The sequence below is a fragment of the Parasphingopyxis sp. genome (genome assembly GCF_028279465.1).
Lineage (GTDB): Bacteria > Pseudomonadota > Alphaproteobacteria > Sphingomonadales > Sphingomonadaceae > Parasphingopyxis.
The window spans coordinates 120,266-142,277 of sequence record NZ_JANQNS010000015.1 but is presented as its reverse complement, the minus strand read 5'-3'; the positions used below and the strand labels follow the sequence as shown (position 1 = coordinate 142,277).

At 62.0% G+C, this 22,012-nt stretch carries 26 protein-coding genes; 14 read left to right on the top strand and 12 right to left on the bottom strand.

The genetic code is table 11. The annotated features are described in order from the left end of the window. Positions 1-12 precede the first annotated feature (12 nt). The 6 genes from Q0974_RS10055 to Q0974_RS10030 all read left to right on the top strand — a co-directional run bounded on the left by Q0974_RS10055 (position 13) and on the right by Q0974_RS10030 (position 5,194). Complete coding sequence (locus tag Q0974_RS10055; protein WP_299327156.1) at positions 13-939, top strand: TraB/GumN family protein; 927 nt, start codon at positions 13-15, stop codon at positions 937-939. 155 nt (positions 940-1,094) lie between these two features. Next, complete coding sequence (locus tag Q0974_RS10050) at positions 1,095-1,790, top strand: 50S ribosomal protein L25/general stress protein Ctc (protein ID WP_299327154.1); 696 nt, start codon at positions 1,095-1,097, stop codon at positions 1,788-1,790. Between the two features lie 111 nt (positions 1,791-1,901). After that, positions 1,902-2,471, top strand: a complete 570-nt coding sequence (pth, locus tag Q0974_RS10045; RefSeq protein WP_299327152.1) for an aminoacyl-tRNA hydrolase — start codon at positions 1,902-1,904, stop codon at positions 2,469-2,471. A gap of 47 nt (positions 2,472-2,518) precedes the next feature. Beyond that, on the top strand, positions 2,519-3,508 hold the full coding sequence (locus Q0974_RS10040) for an SDR family oxidoreductase (protein WP_299327150.1): 990 nt from the start codon (positions 2,519-2,521) through the stop codon (positions 3,506-3,508). Positions 3,509-3,594: 86 nt separating this feature from the next. Then, positions 3,595-4,695, top strand: coding sequence for a redox-regulated ATPase YchF (gene ychF / locus Q0974_RS10035; protein ID WP_299327148.1), 1,101 nt, complete (start codon positions 3,595-3,597; stop codon positions 4,693-4,695). Positions 4,696-4,741: 46 nt separating this feature from the next. Then, the gene (locus Q0974_RS10030; protein ID WP_299327146.1) at positions 4,742-5,194 is read left to right on the top strand and encodes a MaoC family dehydratase; all 453 of its coding nucleotides are present in this window, start codon (positions 4,742-4,744) and stop codon (positions 5,192-5,194) included. Positions 5,195-5,197: 3 nt separating this feature from the next. Here Q0974_RS10030 and Q0974_RS10025 read toward each other — a convergent pair whose 3' ends face one another. Genes Q0974_RS10025 through petA form a run of 4 tightly spaced genes read right to left on the bottom strand, consistent with a single transcriptional unit; the run spans position 5,198 to position 8,454 of the window. Beyond that, positions 5,198-5,746, bottom strand: coding sequence for an adenine phosphoribosyltransferase (locus tag Q0974_RS10025; protein ID WP_299327144.1), 549 nt, complete (start codon positions 5,744-5,746; stop codon positions 5,198-5,200). A gap of 4 nt (positions 5,747-5,750) precedes the next feature. Further along, complete coding sequence (locus Q0974_RS10020) at positions 5,751-6,581, bottom strand: cytochrome c1 (protein ID WP_299327142.1); 831 nt, start codon at positions 6,579-6,581, stop codon at positions 5,751-5,753. Positions 6,582-6,592: 11 nt separating this feature from the next. Beyond that, positions 6,593-7,873 carry a cytochrome b/b6 gene (locus Q0974_RS10015; RefSeq protein ID WP_299327140.1) on the bottom strand — a complete coding sequence of 427 codons (1,281 nt, stop codon included), beginning with the start codon at positions 7,871-7,873 and terminating at the stop codon, positions 6,593-6,595. Positions 7,874-7,884: 11 nt separating this feature from the next. Next, positions 7,885-8,454, bottom strand: coding sequence for a ubiquinol-cytochrome c reductase iron-sulfur subunit (gene petA, locus Q0974_RS10010; protein ID WP_299327138.1), 570 nt, complete (start codon positions 8,452-8,454; stop codon positions 7,885-7,887). A gap of 150 nt (positions 8,455-8,604) precedes the next feature. Between petA and Q0974_RS10005 the strand changes: the two genes are divergently transcribed. From Q0974_RS10005 to Q0974_RS09995, 3 genes are read left to right on the top strand one after another with little or no spacing between them, the layout of a single operon-like run. Continuing rightward, positions 8,605-9,054 (top strand): tRNA (cytidine(34)-2'-O)-methyltransferase, encoded by a 450-nt coding sequence (locus Q0974_RS10005; RefSeq protein ID WP_299327136.1) that lies wholly within the window; start codon positions 8,605-8,607, stop codon positions 9,052-9,054. Beyond that, entirely contained in the window at positions 9,051-9,905 is an 855-nt protein-coding gene (gene hemF / locus Q0974_RS10000) for an oxygen-dependent coproporphyrinogen oxidase (protein WP_299327134.1), read from the top strand. The genes Q0974_RS10005 and hemF overlap by 4 nt, the downstream gene beginning before the upstream one ends. Then, positions 9,902-10,489, top strand: a complete 588-nt coding sequence (locus Q0974_RS09995) for an N-acetyltransferase (RefSeq protein WP_299327132.1) — start codon at positions 9,902-9,904, stop codon at positions 10,487-10,489. Before hemF ends, Q0974_RS09995 begins: the two co-directional genes overlap by 4 nt. On the opposite strand, the gene Q0974_RS09990 is transcribed toward Q0974_RS09995, so the two are convergent. Then, positions 10,486-11,238 carry a hypothetical protein gene (locus Q0974_RS09990; protein ID WP_299327130.1) on the bottom strand — a complete coding sequence of 251 codons (753 nt, stop codon included), beginning with the start codon at positions 11,236-11,238 and terminating at the stop codon, positions 10,486-10,488. The two genes, Q0974_RS09995 and Q0974_RS09990, sit on opposite strands and share 4 nt — an antisense overlap. A gap of 76 nt (positions 11,239-11,314) precedes the next feature. Between Q0974_RS09990 and lipB the strand changes: the two genes are divergently transcribed. The 4 genes from lipB (at position 11,315) to Q0974_RS09970 (ending at position 15,282) form a co-directional block, all read left to right on the top strand. After that, complete coding sequence (lipB, locus tag Q0974_RS09985) at positions 11,315-11,974, top strand: lipoyl(octanoyl) transferase LipB (protein WP_299327128.1); 660 nt, start codon at positions 11,315-11,317, stop codon at positions 11,972-11,974. 77 nt (positions 11,975-12,051) lie between these two features. Beyond that, positions 12,052-12,411, top strand: a complete 360-nt coding sequence (locus Q0974_RS09980; protein ID WP_299327126.1) for a hypothetical protein — start codon at positions 12,052-12,054, stop codon at positions 12,409-12,411. A gap of 105 nt (positions 12,412-12,516) precedes the next feature. After that, positions 12,517-13,164 carry a hypothetical protein gene (locus Q0974_RS09975; RefSeq protein WP_299327124.1) on the top strand — a complete coding sequence of 216 codons (648 nt, stop codon included), beginning with the start codon at positions 12,517-12,519 and terminating at the stop codon, positions 13,162-13,164. A 54-nt stretch (positions 13,165-13,218) separates the two neighbouring features. Further along, a complete protein-coding gene (locus tag Q0974_RS09970) occupies positions 13,219-15,282 on the top strand; it encodes a hypothetical protein (RefSeq protein WP_299327122.1) in 2,064 nt (687 codons plus the stop codon). A gap of 3 nt (positions 15,283-15,285) precedes the next feature. Here the strand turns inward: Q0974_RS09970 and queE are convergent, their stop codons facing one another. From queE to Q0974_RS09935, 7 genes are all read right to left on the bottom strand, one after another. After that, entirely contained in the window at positions 15,286-15,918 is a 633-nt protein-coding gene (queE, locus tag Q0974_RS09965) for a 7-carboxy-7-deazaguanine synthase (RefSeq protein WP_299327120.1), read from the bottom strand. Then, positions 15,915-16,628, bottom strand: a complete 714-nt coding sequence (queC, locus tag Q0974_RS09960) for a 7-cyano-7-deazaguanine synthase QueC (protein WP_299327118.1) — start codon at positions 16,626-16,628, stop codon at positions 15,915-15,917. The genes queE and queC overlap by 4 nt, the downstream gene beginning before the upstream one ends. Positions 16,629-16,802: 174 nt before the next feature. Further along, positions 16,803-17,207 (bottom strand): hypothetical protein, encoded by a 405-nt coding sequence (locus Q0974_RS09955; RefSeq protein WP_299327116.1) that lies wholly within the window; start codon positions 17,205-17,207, stop codon positions 16,803-16,805. Positions 17,208-17,299: 92 nt separating this feature from the next. After that, positions 17,300-18,196, bottom strand: coding sequence for an Hsp33 family molecular chaperone HslO (locus Q0974_RS09950; RefSeq protein ID WP_299327114.1), 897 nt, complete (start codon positions 18,194-18,196; stop codon positions 17,300-17,302). Next, positions 18,193-19,122, bottom strand: coding sequence for an ornithine carbamoyltransferase (gene argF, locus Q0974_RS09945; protein ID WP_299327112.1), 930 nt, complete (start codon positions 19,120-19,122; stop codon positions 18,193-18,195). The genes Q0974_RS09950 and argF overlap by 4 nt, the downstream gene beginning before the upstream one ends. Next, positions 19,119-20,306, bottom strand: coding sequence for an aspartate aminotransferase family protein (locus tag Q0974_RS09940; RefSeq protein WP_299327110.1), 1,188 nt, complete (start codon positions 20,304-20,306; stop codon positions 19,119-19,121). The genes argF and Q0974_RS09940 overlap by 4 nt, the downstream gene beginning before the upstream one ends. A 111-nt stretch (positions 20,307-20,417) precedes the next feature. Further along, positions 20,418-21,287 carry an ABC transporter permease gene (locus Q0974_RS09935; protein WP_299327108.1) on the bottom strand — a complete coding sequence of 290 codons (870 nt, stop codon included), beginning with the start codon at positions 21,285-21,287 and terminating at the stop codon, positions 20,418-20,420. 71 nt (positions 21,288-21,358) lie between these two features. Here Q0974_RS09935 and Q0974_RS09930 point away from each other — a divergent pair, with 71 nt between their 5' ends. Then, positions 21,359-22,009 carry a GcrA family cell cycle regulator gene (locus Q0974_RS09930; RefSeq protein ID WP_299327106.1) on the top strand — a complete coding sequence of 217 codons (651 nt, stop codon included), beginning with the start codon at positions 21,359-21,361 and terminating at the stop codon, positions 22,007-22,009. Positions 22,010-22,012 lie beyond the last annotated feature (3 nt).

The following is a 22,012-nucleotide window of genomic DNA, read 5'->3' as shown; positions in this document are numbered from 1 at the left end:
ATAGGGATCGCCATGAAATTGAAGATGATCACCGCCGCGCTGACCGGCATCTTTCTCACGGCCTGCGCCCAGGCACAGGCTCCACAAACGGCCGAACCGGCACCCGCGCCTGTAGCGGCGGAAACGGCGCCCGAAATATCGCCCGCGCTCTGGCGGATCGCCGACGAGGATACGACGATCTGGCTCTTCGGCACGATCCATATCCTGCCGACCGGCTTCGAATGGCGCAACGCGACGATCGACGCGGCCATCGCCGAATCGGACAATCTGGTCATCGAAACCGTGATCTCGGGCGAGCAGAGCGATGCCGCGCTACTGCTGATGCGGCTCGGCATTTCGCCCGATCTGCCCCCAATCGGCGAGCGCGTGGATGAAGACGTGCAGGCCGAACTCGCCGCGATGATCGAACGCGGCCCCTTTCCCGAATCCTTCCTGAATGGGCTGGAAACCTGGGCGGCGGCGCTGATGCTGGTGCAAGTGACACTGGCCGATCTTGGGCTCGATCCCGAGAGCGGCGTGGAAGAACAGCTCGAGCTGATGTTCGAGCTCGCCGAAAAGCCGATCTCGGGCCTCGAAACGCCGGCTGAGCAGCTCGGCTTTTTCGATACGCTGCCCGAAGAAGCCCAGCGCTACTTCCTGAGCTCCGTAGTCGGATCGGTCGAGGAAGCGCGCGAGGAGTTCGCCGCGATGCTCAGCGCCTGGCGCCGCGGCGACGAAGCGGCCATCGCCGAAGCCTTCGACGGCGAACTTGTCGAATCCGATCCGCTGCGCGAAGCGCTGTTGACCCGCCGCAACGCCAATTGGGCGGAATGGATCGAAGAACGGCTCGCCGAACCGGGCACGGTATTCATGGCAGTCGGCGCTGGGCATCTGGCCGGACAGTTCACCGTGCAGGATTTTCTGGCCGAGGCCGGCATCGCCGTCGAGCGAGTGCAGTAAAGCACTATTCACCGGGTTCAGCCTGATTGTTGAACACGCCTGACAACAGTTGCCAAAGCCCGCTCCCCCGCCTATACGCGCCGCTTCCCCGCTATGTGCACCCTGGAGGCGTGGCGGGCGATTGATACCAACCAACCAGCATTTGGAGACATCAGATGAGCGATCAGCTGACCCTGTCGGCCGAAGTGCGCGAGCGAGCGGGCAAGGGAGCCTCTCGCGCCATGCGTCGCGAAGGTCGTATTCCCGCCGTTATCTACGGCGACAAGAAAGACGCACAGCCCATTCACCTCGAAGAGCGCGAGCTCATGAAATTGCTGCATACCGGCCATTTCATGAACAGCCTCGTCTCGCTGACCGTCGGCAAGGACACGACGAAAGCGCTGCCGAAGGATGTGCAGTTCCACCCGGTCACCGATCGCCCGCTGCATGTCGATTTCATGCGCATCGGCAAGGGCGCCAAGGTTACGCTCGCAGTGCCGGTCAGCTTCATCAACGAAGACGCCTCGCCCGGCCTCAAGCGCGGTGGCGTGCTCAACGTTGTGCGGCATGAGCTGGAGCTCACCTGCCCGGCCGACGAAATTCCGAGCGAAATCGTTGTGGCGCTCGACGGTCTCGAGGTCGGCGATTCGATCCATATTTCCGAGATCACCCTGCCCGAAGGCGTCGTTTCGGCAATCGAAGATCGCGACTTCACCGTCGCCGGCGTCGTCGCGCCGTCCGCGCTTAAGCGCGATGAGGCCGAAGCCGAGGAAGGCGAAGAGGGCGAAGACGGCGAAGAAGTCGCAGCCGACGAAGTCCCGACCACCGCACAGGGCGATGGCGGCGAGGATGGCGAAGGCGAGGACAGCTAAGTCCCCTCCCCTGCCATTTCCGCTTGAAGTGGATAGAAAGACCGGCTTGTTCTATCGAACAGGCCGGTTTTCTTTTGGGCGAGACATTCCGGCAAGGCGGAGCGAATATCGATGCAATTATGGGTAGGCCTCGGCAATCCGGGCGCAGAGCACAGCATGCAGCGGCACAATGTCGGCTTCATGGCGGTCGACGCGATTGCCGAGGTGCATGATTTCGACAGCGTGCGCACGCGCTTCCAGGGCTGGACACAGGAAGGCCGGCTCGGCGGTGTAAAGATCCTGCTGCTGAAACCCGCCACCTATATGAACAAGTCCGGCCAATCGATCGGCGAGGCGATGCGCTTCTACAAGCTCGGCCCCGAAGACGTGACCGTTTTCTACGACGAGCTCGACCTTGAGCCCTTCAAGATCAAGGTGAAGCGCGGCGGGGGGACGGCCGGGCATAACGGCATCCGTTCGACCGACGCGCATATCGGCAACGATTTCCGCCGCGTACGCATCGGCATCGGCCATCCGGGCGACAAGGCCCGCGTGACCCGCCATGTGCTCGGCAATTACCCCAGGGCCGAGATCGAACCGCTGACCGACCTGCTCGGCGCGATTGCGGCAGAAGCTGTCTGGCTCGCAGATGGCGACGATGCGCGATTTCTGAATGAAGTGGCGCTGAGATTGCAGACGTGAAGCCGCGCCGGCTTTCTGTTAAACCCTCGAAAAGCAGGAGATTCCCAATGCCCGATATCAGCCGCCGCCATTTGCTCGCCGGAACCGCCGCTATTGCTGCGCTGTCCGCCATGCCAGCGAGCACGCCCAGTTTTGCGCAAACGACTCCCAACCTCTCCGGGAAATCGATCCTGATCACCGGCACTTCGTCCGGTTTCGGGCGGCTTGGTGCGATTCATTATGCGCGGCTCGGCGCGAAGGTCATTGCCACCATGCGCAACCTGCCGCGCCCGGAAGCGGAGTCGCTGGCGGCGGAAGCGGCGGCCGAAGAGCTCGATCTCCATATCGTCGAGATCGACGTGCTCTCCGACGAACAAGTCGCATCGGGCGTCGCCGAAGCCGAGCGGATCGCGGGCGGCGCAATCGACATTCTCGTCAACAATGCGGGGATCGGCATTACCGGGCCCGTCGAACTGCAGGATATGGAAGCGACGCGGCTCGCCTTCGATACCAATGTCTTCGGCTGCCAGCGCATGGCGCGCGCCGTGCTCCCGGCGATGCGTGCCCAGGGCTCGGGGCAGATTTTCAATATTTCCTCACAGCTTGGCCGCGTAATCGTGCCGGGCGCCGGCCATTATTCGGCAACCAAATTCGCGCTCGAAGCGATGAGCGAGCAGATGGCCTATGAGCTCGTGCCCCACAATATCGAGGTAACCGTCATCCAGCCAGGCGGCTATCCGACGCAGATCTGGGTCAACCGTAACCGTTATACCGGCAATCTGCGCGAGCGGACCGCGGAGGAGCGGCTGCAAGCTTATCCGGCGCTTGTCGAGCGTATGGGAACCGAGGATGGCAGCGGACGCAGCGCCGATCCGATGGATATCCCCCGCGCCATCGCGGAAATCGCCGCCATGCCGCCCGGCACCCGCCCGCTGCGCCGCGCCGTCCATCCTGTCCGCATTCCGCAGGAAGCGATCAATCGTGTCTCGGCGGAAACCCAGGTGGCGTGGCTTGGCGAATCGGGCTTCGGCCCATGGATTCGAGCGGTGCACGATTAGGCGTTCCGGTATCTGCGCGACGCTTGTCGCGAGCACGCGCTGCGCCTAAGTCGCCTCTCGACTAACGAACCAGACGAAAGACTCCCATGGGTTTCAAATGCGGTATCGTCGGCTTGCCCAATGTCGGCAAATCGACGCTTTTTAACGCGCTCACCGAGACGCAGGCGGCGCAGGCGGCCAACTATCCCTTCTGCACGATCGAGCCCAATGTCGGGAAGGTCGCCGTGCCCGATCCGCGCATCGACACAATCGCCGAAATCGCGGGCTCGGCGCAAAAGATCGAAACCCAGCTCGAATTCGTCGATATCGCCGGGCTCGTGAAAGGCGCATCCAAGGGCGAGGGTCTCGGCAATCAGTTTCTCGCAAATATCCGCGAGGTCGATGCGATCGTCCATGTCCTGCGCTGTTTCGAGGATGACGATATCCAGCATGTCGATAACCGGATCGATCCGATCACGGATGCGGAAACGGTGGAAACCGAACTGCTGCTCGCCGATCTGGAATCGGTCGAAAAGCGCGTCGAGAACGCCAAGCGCCGGGCAACTGGCGGCGACAAACAGGCGAAGGCGATCGCGTCGGTACTCGGCCAAGCGCTGGAGCTGCTCAAGGACGGCAAACCCGCGCGGCTGACCGAACCCAATGACGAGGAAGAGGCGCGCCTCTTCCGTGAGGCACAGCTGCTGACGGCAAAGCCCGTGCTCTATGTGTGCAATGTCGACGAGGCGTCGGCCGCTGACGGCAATGAGCATAGCGCACGCGTTTTCGAAAAGGCCAAGGCGGAGGGCGCGGAAGCCGTCGTCATCTCCGCGGCCATCGAGGCCGAGATCATTACGATGGATCCCGAGGACCGGCCCGAATTCCTCGCCGATCTGGGCCTGGACGAAACCGGCCTCGCCCGCGTCATCCGCGCCGGATACCAGCTGCTCGACCTGATCACCTTCTTCACTGCGGGACCAAAGGAATCGCGTGCCTGGACGGTCGCGCGAAATGCCAAGGCGCCGCAGGCGGCCGGCGTGATCCACACCGATTTCGAACGCGGCTTCATCTGCGCGGAAACGATTGGTTACGACGATTATATCTCGCTCGGCGGCGAAGCCGGCGCCCGCGATGCCGGCAAGCTGCGCCAGGAAGGCAAGGATTACACCGTCACCGATGGCGATGTGATGCTGTTCAAATTCAACGCCTGATCATCTTTACGTTTGCGTAAACGTAAAGTTGTGGTAATATGGCTTCATGATCTATTTCGAAGATATCGAGCCCGGCACGAAATCCGCTTTCGGCCGCTATGAAGTGACACGCGAAGAAGTCATCGAATTCGCGTCGAAATATGACCCCCAGCCCTTCCATCTCGACGACGAGGCCGCCGCGAAAACCCATTTTGGCAGGATCGCGGCGAGCGGCTGGCATACCTGCGCGATCGCGATGCGGATGATCGTCGGCAATATGGCAAATAATCGCCAGGCGGGCCTTGGCGGCGCCGGAGTGGACGAACTGCGCTGGCTCAGGCCGGTCTTCCCGGGCGATACGCTGCGCTGCGAGAGCGAGATACTGGACAAGACACCGTCCAGGAGCCGTCCGGACATGGGCTCCTACCGGGGCCGAACTACTGTCTTCAACCAGCACGACGAGCCGGTCATGTCCTTCATTTCGATCGGGCTGATCCGCAGACGGTCGTCCGACGACTAAGCGCTAGTCGCCCTCGAATTCGACCAGCGATTCGACGGATACGCCGGCCTCGCGCAGCTTCGACGCGCCTCCAAGGTCCGGGAGATCGATCACAAACAGGGACTGGTCGACCTCGGCCCCTGCCCCGCGTAACAGCTTTACCGCGGCCAGCGCCGTACCGCCGGTAGCCAGCAAGTCATCGACCAGCAGGATGCGCGCGCCCTGCGGAATGGCGTCGTGATGCATCTCCAGACTGTCGCTGCCATATTCGAGCGCATAATCCTCGGTCAGCGTCTTGCCAGGCAGTTTGCCGCGCTTGCGGACCAGCACGAGCCCGACGCTCAGTTCGCGTGCCAGCGCCGCCCCGAAGACAAAGCCGCGCGCCTCGATCCCGGCGATGGCGTCGATGGGGCCATCGGCCATCCCGGCCAGCCGTTCCACAGAAGTCGCAAGCCCGGCCGGATCGAGCAGCAGCGTCGTGATGTCGCGAAACTGGATCCCCGGCTTCGGAAAGTCGGGGATCGTCCGGATCAGCGCCTTCAAGTCGGCGTTGCGCTCAGCCCCGCCGCCCATTGCTCTAGTGCTTCTGGTCCCGCCAGACATTTTTGTACGACAGGAAGGCGAGAACGGTCGCGAAAATCAGGAAGATCAGGACGGCCCAACCGGTCGCCTTGCGCGCTTCCATCCGCGGTTCGGCCGTCCAGATCAGGAAGGCCGTCACGTCCCATGCCATTTGCTGAACTGTCGCTTCCGTTCCGTCCGCATAGGTTACCTGGTCCGGGAACAGCGCCGGCGGCATCGCGAGATTGAGGTTCGGGAAATAGGGATTGTAGTAGAGCCCCGTAGTCGGAAGGAATTCTTCGGGCAGGTCTGCGGGCGGATCCTGATAGCCGACAAGCAGCGAATAGAGATAGGCCGCGCCCTCGCCGCGCGCCTTCGTCATCAGCGAAAGATCGGGCGGATAGGCGTTATTGTTCGCCGCGCGGCCAGCGACTTCGTTCGCGTAAACCCGCGGGAAATTATCGGCGGGAACCGCGTTGCGCGTCGTTTCCTCGCCGGTATTCTCGTCGACGGTCGGCACCTGGATCGGCCATTGGTCGGCGATCGCATCGACCTCGGCTTCAGTGAAGCCAATTTCCGTTAGGTTACGGAAGGCGACATATTCGAGGCTGTGACAGGCGGCGCAGACCTCCCGGAATACCTGGAAACCGCGCTGCAGCTGCTGCCGGTCGAACCGACCGAGCGGACCGTCGCTCGGGAAGCTCACATCCTGCGCATAGAGGTGATAGTCATAGGATGTCGGTCCCGACTCTTCCTCAGTGAAATAGGCGATCGCACCGACGATCAGCGAGTAACCAAGGACGACGACGAAGCCGAGCCCCACGAGAAAACCGATAACGCGAACCATGTCGAAACCCCTTATTCGGCCGCCACGGGCTGTGCCGTGGTCTTGTCTTTGCCGAGCACCGCTTCGGTGATCGAGTTGGGCAGCGGCAACGGCCGCTCCGTCCGCGAAATCAGCGGCAGGATGATGAGGAAATGTGCGAAATAGTAGATCGTGGCGATCTGACTAAACATCACATAAGGCTCTTCGGCCGGTGCCCCGCCCAGATAGGCGAGCGCGATGATGTCGACCACCAGCACCCAGAACCAGATCTTGAACTTGGGTCGGAACGTGCCGGACCGGACCGGCGACCTGTCGAGCCACGGCAGGAAGAACAACACGATGATCGACGCGAACATCGCGATGACGCCCCAGAGCTTGGCTTCGAGGATGAAATCGACGGTGAAGGCACGCAGGATCGCGTAGAACGGCCAGAAATACCATTCGGGCACAATATGCGCCGGCGTCGAAAGCGGGTTGGCTTCGATATAATTGTCGGCATGGCCGAGGAAATTCGGCGCGAAGAAGACGACAATCGCGAGCGCAATCAGGAACACCCCGGCGCCAAAGCCATCCTTGGCCGTGTAATAGGGATGGAACGGGATTGTATCCTGCGGGCCCTTTACATCGATGCCCGTCGGGTTGTTGGAGCCCGGCAGGTGCAGCGCCCAGATGTGCAGGATGATGCAGCCGAGGATCACGAACGGCAGCAGATAGTGGAGCGAGAAGAAACGGTTCAGCGTCGCATTGTCGGGCGCAAAACCGCCGAGCAGCCATTGCTGAAGCGATTCGCCGACCAGCGGGATCGCCGCGAACAGACCGGTAATAACCTGCGCCGCCCAGTAGCTCATCTGACCCCAGGGCAGGACATAGCCCATGAACGCCGTCGCCATCATCAGCAGCAGAATGACAACGCCGAGCAGCCAGACCATCTCGCGCGGCGCCTTGTAGGAGCCGAAATAAAGTCCGCGGAAGATGTGAATATACACGACGATGAAGAAGAAGCTGGCGCCGTTGAAATGGAGATAGCGCAGCAGCCAGCCCGAATTCACGTCGCGCATGATATGCTCGACCGAAGCGAAGGCCATGCCGGCCTCAGGCGTGTAGTGCATGGCGAGCACGATGCCGGTGACGATCTGGATCATCAGCGCCAGACCGGCCAACACGCCGAAATTCCAGAAATAGTTGAGATTGCGCGGCACCGGATAGCCCGCGCCGACTGAATTATAGACGAGCCGCGGTATCGGCAGCCGCTCATCCATCCACTTCATGAACGGATTCTTCGGGGTATACTGTTCTGCCCAGGGAAAACTCATGTCAGTCTGCCTTATCCGATCGTGACGGTTGTGTCGGAGGTGAATGCATATTCCGGCACGACAAGATTGGTCGGGGCCGGGCCTTTGCGAATGCGGCCGGCGGTGTCGTAGTGCGAACCGTGGCAAGGGCAGAAATAGCCCCCGAATTCGCCTTTATTCTCGCCCGGAGCGGCGCCCAGCGGGATGCAGCCCAGATGCGTGCAGACCGCAAGCGAGATCAGCCATTGCTCATAGCCCTCGGCGGTACGCTCTTCGAGCGTCTGGGGATCGCGCAAAGCCGAAACGTCAACGGCGCGGGCTTCCGCGATCTCATCCTCGGTCAGGTGCCGGATGAACAGCGGTTGCTTGCGCCAAGACGTCTTGATCGTTTGCCCCGGCTCCACGGCGGAGAGATCAACGTCGATCGACGCCAGCGCCAGAACGTCGGCGTCCGGGTTCATCTGATTGACGAGCGGCAGTATCGCGATCACACCGCCGACGCCGGCGACGCTCACTGCCGCAACGTTCAGAAAATCGCGCCGACGCACGCCCTCTTCGGGCTGGTCGGCTGCGGGCTGGTCTACATGGTCTTCGGTTGCCATTCCTCGGGCCTTCGTGGTTCAAATGATATCGGGGCAGACAGACGTCCCCCAGCCCCTCTTGGGGGGCCTGATAGCCGCCCTCGATGCCATTTGCCAACAGCGTTTTTGACCGGCTTGTGACAATGACGCTGCGATGCGAATGACTGCGGCATGAGAATCGCTCTATATCAACCCGATATCGCCGGAAATGTAGGCACTATACTGCGCACTGCTACCTGCCTCGGGGTACAGGTCGATATTATCGAACCCTGCGGTTTTCCCTTTTCCGACCGTGGGTTGAAGCGCGCCGGGATGGATTATGCGGCCACCGCAGATGTCACGCGCCATGCGGACTGGGCCGCATTTCGCGAATCGCGAACCGCGCGGCTGATCCTGCTCACGGTGAGCGGCGGCACACCGCTGCCCGATGCCCGGTTCGCGACCGACGATATCCTGTTGATGGGATCGGAAAGCGCGGGCGTGCCCGAACATGTGCACGATGCGGCTGGCCTCCGGGTGCGCATACCGATGCGCCAGGGTTTTCGATCCTTGAATGTCGCGATAGCAACGGGCATCGCTCTCGGCGAAGCAATCAGGCAAACTGGAGGATGGCCCGAATGATCGAACTCGACGCGCAACAACAGGCGGCGCGAACCACATTCGAGAAGCTGCGCGACCGGATCTGCGCCGAATATGAAGCGATCGAGGGCGAAGCCGGCAGCGATGCGCGTTTCGTTTACACGCCCTGGGACCGGCCGGATGAAACCGGCGCGCCCGGCGGCGGCGGGGTCCAGGGACTGATTAAGGGCAAGGTTTTCGAAAAGGCCGGCGTCAACGTCTCGACCGTCGCCGGGCAGTTCAGCGAGGAATTCTCGAAAACCATCCATGGCGCGGAAAACGATCCGCGCTTTTTTGCGACCGGGATTAGCCTTGTCGCCCATATGGCAAACCCGCATGTACCGGCCGTCCACATGAATCTGCGCTTTCTCAACACGACGAAACGCTGGTTCGGCGGCGGCGCGGATCTTAACCCGCCAATCCCCTACAAGGAGGATACGGAATTCTTCCATGCGGAAATGTTCAAGGCCTGCGATGCGCACGAGCCCGGCGACTATGAGAAGTTCTCGAAATGGGCCGACGACTATTTCTGGATCCCGCACCGCAATGTCGCACGCGGCGTGGGTGGCATCTTTTTCGATCATCTCGAAATCGAAGACGACGAATCGTTCAACACGCATCTCGCCTTTGTCGATCATGTCGGCGATGCCTTCCTCAAGGCCTTTCCCGCGCTGGTCCGCAAACGCATGCATTCCGAATTCACAGCCGAAGAAGAGCAGCAGCAGCTCGAATGGCGCGGTCGCTATGCCGAGTTCAACCTAGTCTACGACCGGGGCACGCTGTTCGGCCTCAAAACCGGCGGCAATATCGATGCTATTCTGATGAGCCTGCCGCCCCGCGCCATATGGACATGAAACTGCACGAAATCCCGGCCGGGCATTTGGCCGAGGTCGTGACCTATCTGGATATGCGCGAGCGGCCGAAACCCACACCGATGCCGGAATCGCCGCTTCGGATCAATCACTGGAAGCCGGTCGATCTCGGCAAGTATCGTATCCTGTTCGAACGGGTCGGCGCGCCTTGGCTCTGGTATTCGCGGCTAGTGATGGACGAGGCGGACCTCGATGCGATCATCAATCACGCGGATATCGACTTTTACGCGGTCGAGGACCGCGCAGGGATCGAGATCGGCATGATCGAACTCGATTTCCGCGAAGAGCGCCAATGCGAAATCCAGTTTTTCGGGCTGGTACCGGAACTGGCCGGCAAAGGACATGGCCGCTGGCTGATGATGCAGACACTGGCGCTCGCCTGGCGAGCGGAAGTCGAACGCGTGCATCTCCATACCTGCACACTCGATCATCCGAACGCCCTCGCCTTTTACCGCAGTATGGGCTTCGTGCCGCGCGGACGGGCCGTCGAAACCTTTCCCGATCCGCGCCTCGCCGGCATTTTGCCGCGCGATGCGGCCCCGCACGTGCCGCTGCTGGAGAGTTAGTCGAAGACGGCCGGAGTGCCCGCGCCGGTCAACTGGCGATAGATGGCTACCTGCATCAGCGCAAAGATCGTCGTGCCTGCCGCCGAAACGATACCGGTCACAAATGCGAGCAACGTCGAGCCTGTGCCGCCCGGGTCCATTTCCAGCCCGACAATCACGAACAGCGTGCCGAACACGAAAGACACCGCCAACGTGATCAGAAAGAAGGTCACGCCGACGATCAGCAGAAAGGCGAAGATCGGCAGCGCGTTACTCTTCGTGACTTCGAAGCTGCGCTGGATCGCGGTCAGCGGATTGCGCACATTCTCGGCGACCGCGATAACCCCAATCGGTGCAAGGCGGCAGGCCAGATAAATGCCTGGCAGGATAAAGAGCAGCAGCCCGGCGCCGACGATCAGGTTGCTGAGAATATTGATCAGGAAATAGAAGGGCAGGAATAGCAGTGCCGCCTTGATAGCTTCCCCGACCGTCGGCCGATCCGACGCCATAACGAGCGTCCAGATCGCGAGTTGGCCGATCATCTGGATGAGGCTGACCAGGATGATCAGCAACAGATAGGGCTGCAGCGCGGCGACGATCGCCTCGAGACTGCTGATATCCTCGATCGGCGGCAGCACGAAGGACAGCACGAGCCCGGGTAAAAGGAAGAACACCCCGGCAATCGCGACCAGCAATTGCATCTCACGGCCAAGCAATTGGCGCACCTCGTCCCAGCCGGTGCTGGGCGAAAAACGAAAGCTATCGGACATGCCTGCCTTCATGCGGCGACTGGCGCGCGGGCACAACCCTTGATCGTGGCGCACACGGCCCGCATCTATCACTGCGATGGAAGACACTGATATTGAATGGCGTGTGTCGCCCGGTCTCACGGCCTATCCCGACGCACTGGCGGATATGGAAGCGCGCGCGGCAGCCATCCATCGTGGCGAGGCCAGGGAGTGCATCTGGTTGCTCGAACATCCGCCGCTCTACACGGCCGGCACCAGCGCCGATCCTGCCGAACTGCTGAGTGCCGGACGTTTTCCGGTTTTCACTGCCGGACGCGGCGGGCGCTATACCTATCACGGGCCGGGCCAACGGATCGTCTATGTGATGCTCGATCTCGCAAAGCGCGGCCGTGATGTGCGCTGTTTCGTCCATGCGCTGGAAGGTTGGGTGATCGACAGTCTGGCCGATCTCGGTGTCGATGCGCGCCGTGCAGAGGGCCGGATCGGTATCTGGGCCAACGATGGAGAAAGCGAGGCCAAGATCGGCGCGATCGGCGTGCGCATTCGCAAATGGGTCAGCTTTCACGGTTTTGCGCTGAACGTCGCACCCGATTTATCTCATTTCGACGGCATAGTGCCCTGCGGCATCGCCGAATATCCGGTAACCAGCCTAAAAAAACTCGGCGCGACCGTCGAGATGGCGCGCGTCGATACAGCGATCGAGGAAAAATTTCCTAGCTTCCTGAAAAAGCTCGACTCCGCACCTTCGAAACGTTGATCCCAGCTCCGGCGCGCATGGGCTTGTGACGTCAGAATCGGGTCGCTATCCAGCGGATCGGACAAGGGAGACGGAAGATGCGCATTTCGACCAGATTTCTGAACGGTTCTGCGATCGCCATGGCGGCTTTCGCATTAGCGGCCTGCGGCGGGGGCAATGAAACTGCGACGACCGACGAAGATACGGCGGTGACAGATGTCGATCCCGGCGAAGGCGATGGCACGATCAATGATACGACGCTGATCGACGGCACGATCGGCGCCGAAGAAACGATGGGGATGGAAAGCCGTATGCCGGCCGATAGCGACAGCACGCCGGAGGCTCCGGCAGCCGGATCGGGCGGCGAGGCCGCTTCGGACGAAACCGAAGCACCGAGCCCCACACCGGAAGAAGAACCGGCCGAAGATGAAGGCGGCGACGAGGAAGCCGCCGAGTAGGTACGGGCCGGAGCGAGTCGACGGTGCGGCGAAACGAGCCGCTGCGCGATGGTTCTTCGCAGCAACGTGATAATAAGCCAGTCGAGTGAGCGAGGGAGAGTAAGGATGCGCAGGATTAAGACGGCCTTTGCCGGAATCGCGGCAATGCTGGGTTTGGCAATGGGCAGCCCGGCATCGGCGCAGATATTCTTCTTCCCGCCCGAGCATCAGGGCCAGCCCGTATCCGGCGCGGAGCCCGGCCTGTTCGTGCCGGCGATGACCAATGGCCAGCCGGCCGATATTCGCGCCAATCTCGTCTGGAATCTGCGCTCCAGTCTCAACGTCGCCGCGCTCAATTGTCAGTTCTGGCCTTCCGCCATGTCGGTCGACAATTACAATGCGATCCTGACCCATCATGCCGATGAGCTCAATGCCGCCTATGAAGGGCTCAAAAGCTATTTCCGACGGACGGTCGGCCGCCGCTGGCAGTCGACAATGGATGAATACACAACCACCATGTATCAAAGCTATGTCCGGGTCGGCTCGCAGCGCAGCTTCTGCCATGCGGCGGCCGATATCGCGCGCGATGCGCTCGCACGGCCCAAGGGACAGCTACACATAACCGCGCAGAACCGGATGCGCGAGATGCGTAACAGCCTCGTCTCCTATGCGGATGCGATCATGCTCTATCACGAACCGGTGCCGCTCCCGCCCATTCTGCGGCTCGAAGACCGCTGCTGGCGCGGGGACAGTTATAACAGCCGTCGCTGCTGACGACCGCCCGGCCCGGCCTTGCCAAAATAGGCGGGGCCTTGCATCCCGCCCGCAATGTCCGATCCCGTCCATCACCGCCTTGCGGCGCGCCGCTTGCTCGTCCCCGGACGGGGCGTCGGGGCTATCCCCCATCTCGACGCGTTTCTGCCGGAGGTCGAGCATGTGGATCGCAACCGCTCGGCACGCGCCGGTACCGATGCCGTTGCCGGATGGGGTTACAAGCCGACCGCTAAACGCGCCCGCGCCATCGCCGCCGAAAAGGGGCTGCCCTATATCGCGCTGGAAGACGGCTTTCTCCGCTCGATAGGGCTGGGTGAAGCCGGCACACCGCCGCTCAGCCTGATCGCCGATGATATCGGCATTTATTATGACGCCCGCTCGCCCTCGCGGATTGAACAGTTGCTGGAAGAAGGGGGCTGGCAGACGCCCGAACTCCTAGAGCGCGCGCGCCATGCCATGCAACGGATCGCGGACTATGGGCTGAGCAAAACGAACGCCGCTCCGAAACTGGCGTCGCACCTGCTGCCGGCGACGGACACACGGCGCGTTTTGGTCGTAGACCAGACGTTGGGCGATGTGTCCATTGCCGGGGGCCTTGCGGACACGGCACGATTTGCCGAAATGGTCGCGGCCGCAAAACGCGACGAGCCGGATGCCGAGATCGTGGTGCGCCGCCACCCCGCCGTTGCCGCCGGTCTCAAACAAGGGTGCATCCCGACCGATGCGCTGGACGGCGTCACCCTGCTCGATAGCGAGGCGCGGGCCGCCGACATTCTCGCGCGTGTCGATGCCGTCTATTGCGTGACGAGCCTGATGGGCTTCGAAGCATTGATACTCGGCAAGCCTGTGCGCTGTTTCGGCATGCCCTTCTACGCCGGCTGGGGCGCAACGCGCGATGAAATCGGCTGCGATCGCCGGACGGCCACGCGCAGCGTCGAAGAGATATTCGCCGCCGCTTACCTCCTCTATTCGCGCTATGTCGATCCAATCAGCGGCCAGCCGACCACGCTGGAAGCGACCATCGAGCGCCTGCATCACTGGCGGCGCATCGCCGACCGCAATGCCGGCCATTTCGCGGCAGTCGGGTTCACGCCGTGGAAGCGGGCGGCGGTCCGCAACATGATGGCCGGCCCGCGCAACAGCATCCGCTTTCACCGCTCGGTCGACAGCGCGGCGCGCGATGCCAAGGGCCAGAACGGCAGGATCCTGATCTGGGCTGGCAAGGAGGACCCGAAGAAACGGGATCAGCTCGTGCGCAACGGAACGCCCGTATGGCGGATGGAGGACGGGTTTTTGCGCTCGCGCGGGCTGGGTTCGGATTTCCACCTGCCCGCCTCGGTCGTGATCGACGATCGCGGCATGTATTTCGACAGGCATCAAAGCTCGCGCCTTGAGATGATACTCGAGACCGCCGAGTTCTCGCCGGGACTTCTGGATCGCGCGGCGCGGCTGCGCGAGCGGCTCGTCGCCGCCAAAATCAGCAAATATAATGTCGGCGCGCATATCGATATCGATCCGCCGGAGGGCCGCGCGTCGATACTCGTCGTCGGACAGGTCGAGGACGACCGCTCCATCAAGCGTGGGACTGCCGACATCGTCACCAATCTCGGTCTGCTTCAAGCCGTGCGTGCCGATCACCCGGACACCTATATCGTCTACAAACCGCATCCTGATGTGGAGACCGGCAACCGGAAAGGGCGGATAGCAGACGGCGATAGCGCGGAACTGGCGGACCGGATCGTCCGCGACGCCAATATCGATGCGTGTATCGCGGCCTGCGATAGTCTCGCGACGATGACTTCGCTCGCCGGTTTCGAAGCGCTGATGCGTAGCAAAACGGTGCTGACCTATGGCGGACCATTCTATGCAGGTTGGGGCCTGACCGAGGACCGGCTCGACTTCGATCGCCGCACGCGCACTCTGTCGCTCGACGCGCTCGTTGCCGGCACGCTCATCCTCTACCCGCGCTATATCCATCCGCCGACGCGCCTGCCCTGTGCGCCTGAGGAGATTGTCGACTGGCTGGCAGCCGATGCGCCCGATCCGGGCCATAAAAGGCTGCGCTGGCTGCGCGCGCTGTGGAACAGCATCAGCCGCGCCAAGCCCGTACAATATTAGCGGCTAGGGAATGCCAAGCATCTTATGAGTCTGGAGGGTCAGCCGCCACTCCGGATGCGCGCGGACATAGTCCATGGCAGCCCGCCGCGCGGCGTCGGCCTCTTCACAATCCATCGGCTGGATCAGGAAATTGGAGAAACCCCAGCTTAGCAACTCGCCGGGATCGATGCCCCCCTGCGGCCAGACCAGCTTGAGTTCGTCGCCGGAACGCTGAACCACCTCGCTCCCGGCTTTCGGACTCACACAGAGCCAGTCGATACCCTTCGGCGCCGCAATCGTGCCATTGGTCTCGACTGCAATCTCGAATCCCTGGGCATGGAGCGCATCGATCAGCGGCGCATCGAGCTGGAGCAGCGGCTCGCCGCCCGTGCAGACGATATAGGCCTTGGTGCGATCCTCTCCCCACAACTCGCCCGCCTTCATCGCCACCGCCTCGGCATCGGCATAGCGCGCACCATTCACGCCATCGGTGCCCACAAAGTCGGTATCGCAGAACTGGCAGACGGCCGTCGCGCGATCCTGTTCCCGGCCCGTCCAGAGATTGCAGCCGGCAAAGCGCAGGAACACGGCCTTGCGGCCCGCCTGCATCCCCTCCCCCTGCAGCGTGAGGAACATTTCCTTGACGGTGTAGCTCACAGCCCGTGCCCCGCGCGGGGCGGGCTGGCCGCGTAATCGGTCGGATCGGCAATCCCTGCTTCGGCAAAGCCCTTGCGACGGAGGCGGCAACTGTCACACAGGCCGCAATGCTTTCCATCGGGCGTCGGATCGTAACAGGACCAGCTCATCCCGGCATCGAGAGCCAGCCGATCCGCCTCGCGCACGATATCGGCCTTGCTCATATCGATAAGCGGCGTGCGCACCGAGAAGCGATCGCCCTCGACACCGGCCTTGGTCGCGAGATTCGCCATCGCCTCGAAACTCGCGATGAAATCGGGCCGGCAATCGGGATAGCCCGAATAGTCGAGCGCATTGACGCCGATAAAGATATCGCGCGCGTCCACGGCCTCGGCCCAGCCCAGGCACAGCGAAAGGAAGATCGTATTGCGCGCGGGAACATAGGTGATCGGAATATCGTCGCCGACGCCGCTTTTCGGCACGTCGATATCGTCGGTCAGCGCCGATCCGCCGAATTGCGATAGATCGAGCGGCAAAATGATATGCTTTGCAACCCGAAGCGCGTTGGCGACGCGCGCGGCCGCCTCCAATTCGATCCGATGGCGCTGATTATAGTCGATGGTCAAGGCGAACAGCCGATATCCGGCTTCGCGCGCGAAGCCGCCCGTCACCATGGAATCGAGCCCGCCCGACAGGAGCAGCACCGCATATTTTTCCGTATCGTCACCCATCGGCGACGCAGCTATGCGCGCGCGCGGCCCGGCGCAAGCTTAGCCCGCAAATAAAAGGCCGCCCGTAAAGGCGGCCAGGTTGGGCCAACTCGGCCCGCTAGGGAGGAAAGCGTGCCCCATGAAAGGCACGCACATGGTCCTAAACAAAGATGGTAAACAACGGGTTAAGGCTGGTTAGCGGCACTCGCCCGTCCGGCGCGCCTCATAGACGTTATGAAAAGGGCTGCCATTCGCGATGCCCTGGGTATCGATCCGCGCGAGCCGCGGCGTTTCGACCGACACTTCAGTCTGGCCCCAACCCGCCCCCGAACAATCGTAACGCACTGTGACCGAACGGCCGTCTTCGCTCAATACACGGCGCGGACAGGATCGGCCCGTATGGCGAATTTGCAGCAAACGCGCGGGATTGCGGACGCAAATCTGCGTACGCGCGCCCGAACGCCCCAGGTCGCGCAATTCCCAGTTGCCGCTTTGCAAGCCGGATAGCGCGGCGGGCGCCTGCGCGGCACCCGGCGTCGCGAGCAGCATCGATGCGGCCGCACCCATCAGGGCCGGCTTGAGGCGCGGAAATTTACGCATGTTCACTCCCATAGCGGACGGCGATACTCCGCCATCACGACCATTTTATAACCGAAACAAGGTGAACCAGTGCTGAAAGTCACAAATTTGGCTTAAAGCTCAGCAGCTTCTATCGGAAAACTCTTGGCGCAGAATTCGCAATTCACGCGGATTATGCCGTCGGAATCTGCCATTTCGACACGCTCTTCCGCACTGAATTGACCGATGACCTGCCGGATATGGACCGGATCGCAGCGACAGCCTTTGCCGAGCGGATTTTGCGGCAGCACCCGAATCTCGCCCTCGTCGTGAAAGAGCCGCCAGACGAGCGCATCCATCTCCAACGCATCGCTGGCGAGTTCGTCTGCGGTGACCGTTTCGCCCAGCGTACGGATATGCTCCCATTCGGGATGATCGAGCCGGACATGCAGCCGCTCGCGCCCCTCTTCGCCCTCGGCCAGATGCTGTAACAGCAGGCCGCCTGCAACCCAGCCACCTTTCCCATTCTTCCGCACAGCAATCCGGATTAGACTCGGAATCTGTTCCGATTGCACGAAATAATGCTCGGCCGCTTCGGCCAGCGATCCGCCTTCCAACGGAACAATGCCCTGATAGCGCTCGCCGGTAACGGCCTGGTCGAAGGTGATCGCGAGATAGCCCTGCCCGAACAGCGCGAAGAGCGAGGGGTCGGCCGGCGCTGCCGCCAATCGCTCGGCATCATGCCGGATATAGCCACGCAATTCGCCGCCTTTGTAATCCGCGACCAGCAGCTCGACGACGCCATTCTGCGTCTGCGCCTGGATCGTCAGCTGGCCGCCCGCCTCTTTCAGCGTCGATCCGAGAAGCCCGGCCAGAACCAGCGCTTCGGCCAACAGCCGGGCAAGTGGTTCGGGATAGGCATGTGCCTCCAGCACAGCGTCCAGTGCCGGGCCGATGCGCACGATGCGGCCGCGCGCGTTGCTGCCCGGTATCGAAAAACCGAGCGAACTGTCCATCACCGCAGTCGTCATCCGATCAGGCCGAAGCACCACCGCAGGATTGCCTTTTGCGCATGCAGACGGTTTTCCGCTTCGTCCCAGATCGCCGATTGCGGCCCGTCGATCACCTCCGCCGTCACCTCCTCACCGCGATGCGCGGGCAAACAGTGGAGGAAGATCGCATCGGGCTTCGCGGCGGCCATTACGGTTTCCCTCACCTGATAGGGTTCGAGCGCGGCAAGCTTAGCCTCCCCGCCCTTCTGACCCATCGAAATCCAGGTGTCCGTTACGACGACATCGGCATCGACGACCGCAATCATCGGATCGCGCGTGATCTCGACCATGCCGCCCCGTTTGCGCGCGGCGCTTACGACATCCTCGGGAGGCGGCAGATTTTCAGGACAGGCGACAGCGACATCGAATTTGAGCAGGCTGCCTGCCTCGATGATCGAGGTCAGAACATTATTGCCATCACCCAGCCAGGCCCATTTCGTTCTCGCTAGGCGGTTAAGCTTTTCCAGCACCGTCAGCATATCCGCCATGATCTGGCAGGGATGTGAACGGTCCGTCAGCCCATTGATGACAGGCACGCTCGCATAGTCCGCCATTTCCGTGAGCTTCGAATGATCATCGGTGCGGATCATGATCGCGTCGACATAACGGGAAAGTACGCGGGCGGTGTCGGCGATGGTTTCGCCGCGGCCGAGTTGCATTGCACCGGACTCCAGCACCATCGACGAGCCACCGAGCTGCCGGATCGCCATATCGAATGAGGTACGCGTGCGGGTCGAATTCTTCTCGAAAATCATCGCCAGCGCATGGCCCGCCAGCGACGCGTCATCGTCAGCCGCGCCCTTCGGCTTGCCGGTGCGCGCGGCCTTGGCCGTCAGCGCATCGTCGAGGATTGCCGCCAGCGCGTCGCCGTCCAGCTCCGCGATATCGAGGAAATGCCGCGTCATGAGTCCTGCGGCGGTTCGTAATCCCGCGCGGCGTCGGAGAGCAGTTCGATGAACTCGGCAATATGATTTTCTTCGATATTGAGCGGTGGCAGAACGCGGACCACATCGCCGGCCGCCGCGACCATCAACAGGCCCTTGCTGCGCAGATACGGGACGAACGGCTTGCTATCGACCTTCATCTTGATGCCGAGCATCAACCCTTTGCCGCGTACGCCTTCGAACAAATGATCGTGATTGGGCAGCATCTGCTCCAGCGCCTGGCGGAGCCGGTCGCCCATCTGCTTCACATGATCGAAGAAGCCGTCTTCGAGGATCACGTCGAGCACCGCCTCGCCCGCCGCCATCGCGAGCGGACCGCCGCCATAGGTCGAACCGTGCGTGCCGATGACCATCCCGGAGGCTGCCTTTTCGGTCGCGAGGCACGCGCCCAACGGGAAACCGCCGCCAATGCCCTTGGCCGAGGCGAGGATATCGGGCTCGATCCCATATTGCTCATAGGCGAAGAAGGTGCCGGTCCGGCCATAGCCGCACTGCACCTCGTCGAGCGCCAGAATCAGATCGTGCTCGTCCGCAAGCTTGCGCAAGCCCTGCATGAACTCTTCGCTAGCCGGGCGGATACCGCCCTCGCCCTGCACGGGCTCGACGAGGAAGCCCGCCGTGTGCGCATCGATCGCCGCTTCGGCTGCGTCGAGATTGTCGAACTCGACCGTTTCGAAACCCGGCAGCACCGGCTCGAAGCCCCCAACCATTTTTTCCGATCCCGCAGCGCTGATCGTCGCCATCGTCCGGCCGTGGAAAGCGGCGGAGAAGGTGATCAGCTTCTTGCGTTCGGGCGCGCCGTTCGCGTGATGATAGCGCCGCGCCGTCTTGATCGCGCACTCGACCGCTTCGGCACCCGAATTGGTGAAGAAGACCGTATCGGCGAAACTGTTATCGCAAATCCGCTGCGCCAGATGCTCGCCCTGCGGAGAGCCATACATGTTCGAGACATGGACGAGCTGCGCCGCCTGGTCCTGGATCGCCTTCGTCAGGTGCGGATGGCTGTGGCCGAGCAGGTTGACCGCAATGCCGCTTGCGAAATCGAGATAGCGCTCGCCCTCTTCGCCGAACAGATAGGCGCCCTCGCCGCGCACCGGACGCACCGGGCTGCGGGGATAAACGGGCATCAGCGGCGTGATCGTCATTGTGGCGTTCCTGTTCGGCGTTCGCAAAAGCAAAAGGCGGCCCCGATGGCCGCCAATCGGACCGCCTTATACCGAGCGCGGAACGAGTCCGTCAAATGCCGAAAACGCGCCTCAGCTCTTTATCTTCCACCCGCGCACGAGCAGCCAGTAGCACAGCGCACACAGGGCAACGTTGAGGGCCAGCAGTACGACAACGCCCATCGCCAGATTGGAATCCGTCGCGCCGATAAACCCATATCGGAAACCGGAAATCACATAGAAAAACGGATTGAGCGCGCTCACCGCCTGGAAGATCGGATCGAGCCGCTCGATCGTGTAGAAGGTGCCGGACAACAAGGCGAGCGGAGCAACGACGAAATTGGTCACGGCTGCGGCATGGTCGAATTTTTCTGCCCAGATCGATGTCAGCACGCCGAGAAAGGCGAGCATGATCGAGCCCATCAGGCCGAAATAGACGATGGCCCAGACATGCTCTGTCGAAACGTCGATACCCCAGAGCCACATCGCAACCCAAACGGCGATGCCGACACAGAACGCCCGGGTCACGGCACCGGCGACGAGCGCAATGAGCAGTTCGAGCGTGGACAATGGCGGCATCAGATAGTCGACGATCGTGCCCTGGATCTTCCCGACGAGCAGGGAGAAGCTGGAATTGGCGAAGGCATTCTGAATCATGCCCATCACGATGAGGCCGGGCGCGAGAAAGGTGTTGAACGGGACGCCCAGCACTTCGCGATCGCCACGGCCGAGCGCCACAGTGAATATCACCAAGAACAGTAATGTCGTGACGGCCGGAGCCCAGACGGTTTGCAGCTGGACCTTGAAGAAACGGCGAACCTCCTTAATGTAGAGCGTTCGTAATCCAACCCAGTTGACGAAAGCGATCGAGGGTACGCCCGGTTCGGGCAGTGTTCGGGCTTCCGGTATTGGAAAATCGGTATCGCGCGATTGGGTCTGGTGCGATTTGGGCTGGTCTGACATTGCCAACGCGATTATCCGCTGCGGCACGCTCCGGCAAGCCAGATGAGCTTTGCACTAAAGAAGGAATATTGATGGCCTGGACCGACGAACGCATCGATGATCTGAAAAAGATGTGGGAAAAAGGCATGACGGCGAGCCAGATCGCCGAGAAGCTTGGCGGCGTGAGCCGCAACGCGGTGATCGGCAAGGCCCATCGCCTGGGCCTCAAATCCCGCCCCTCGCCCGTGAAAGCCAAGTCGAAGGCGAAGAAAAAGCCTGCTGCGAAGAAGGCCGCTCCGAAGACCAAGACAGCCACTAAGGCGAAAGCGAAAACCGCGCCGAAAACGCCCGCAAAAACGGCCAAGCCCGCGGAAGCGCCGCAACAGAAAGCCGCACCCGCGCCTTCGGGGCCGCAGTACCGTTCGATTGGTCCGGGCGGCTTTACCCGCCAATCGCCGGCCGATCAGCAGCCACTGCCGCCAGCGCCGCCGCGCCGACTCGTTCCACAAAAGCTCGATCCCGAATATGAGGACAAGACGGGCCTGCTCGACCTAACAGAGCGGATCTGCAAATGGCCGATAGGCCATCCTGGCGAATCCGATTTCCATTTCTGCGGCAAGCCGGTGAATCCGGGCTTTCCCTATTGCGTCGAGCATTGCGGCCGCGCCTATCAGGCGCAGCTCCCGCGCAAGGACCGACGCCCGCCGCCACCCCTGCCCTTCGGCGGTCCGCGGGTGCGGTAGGAG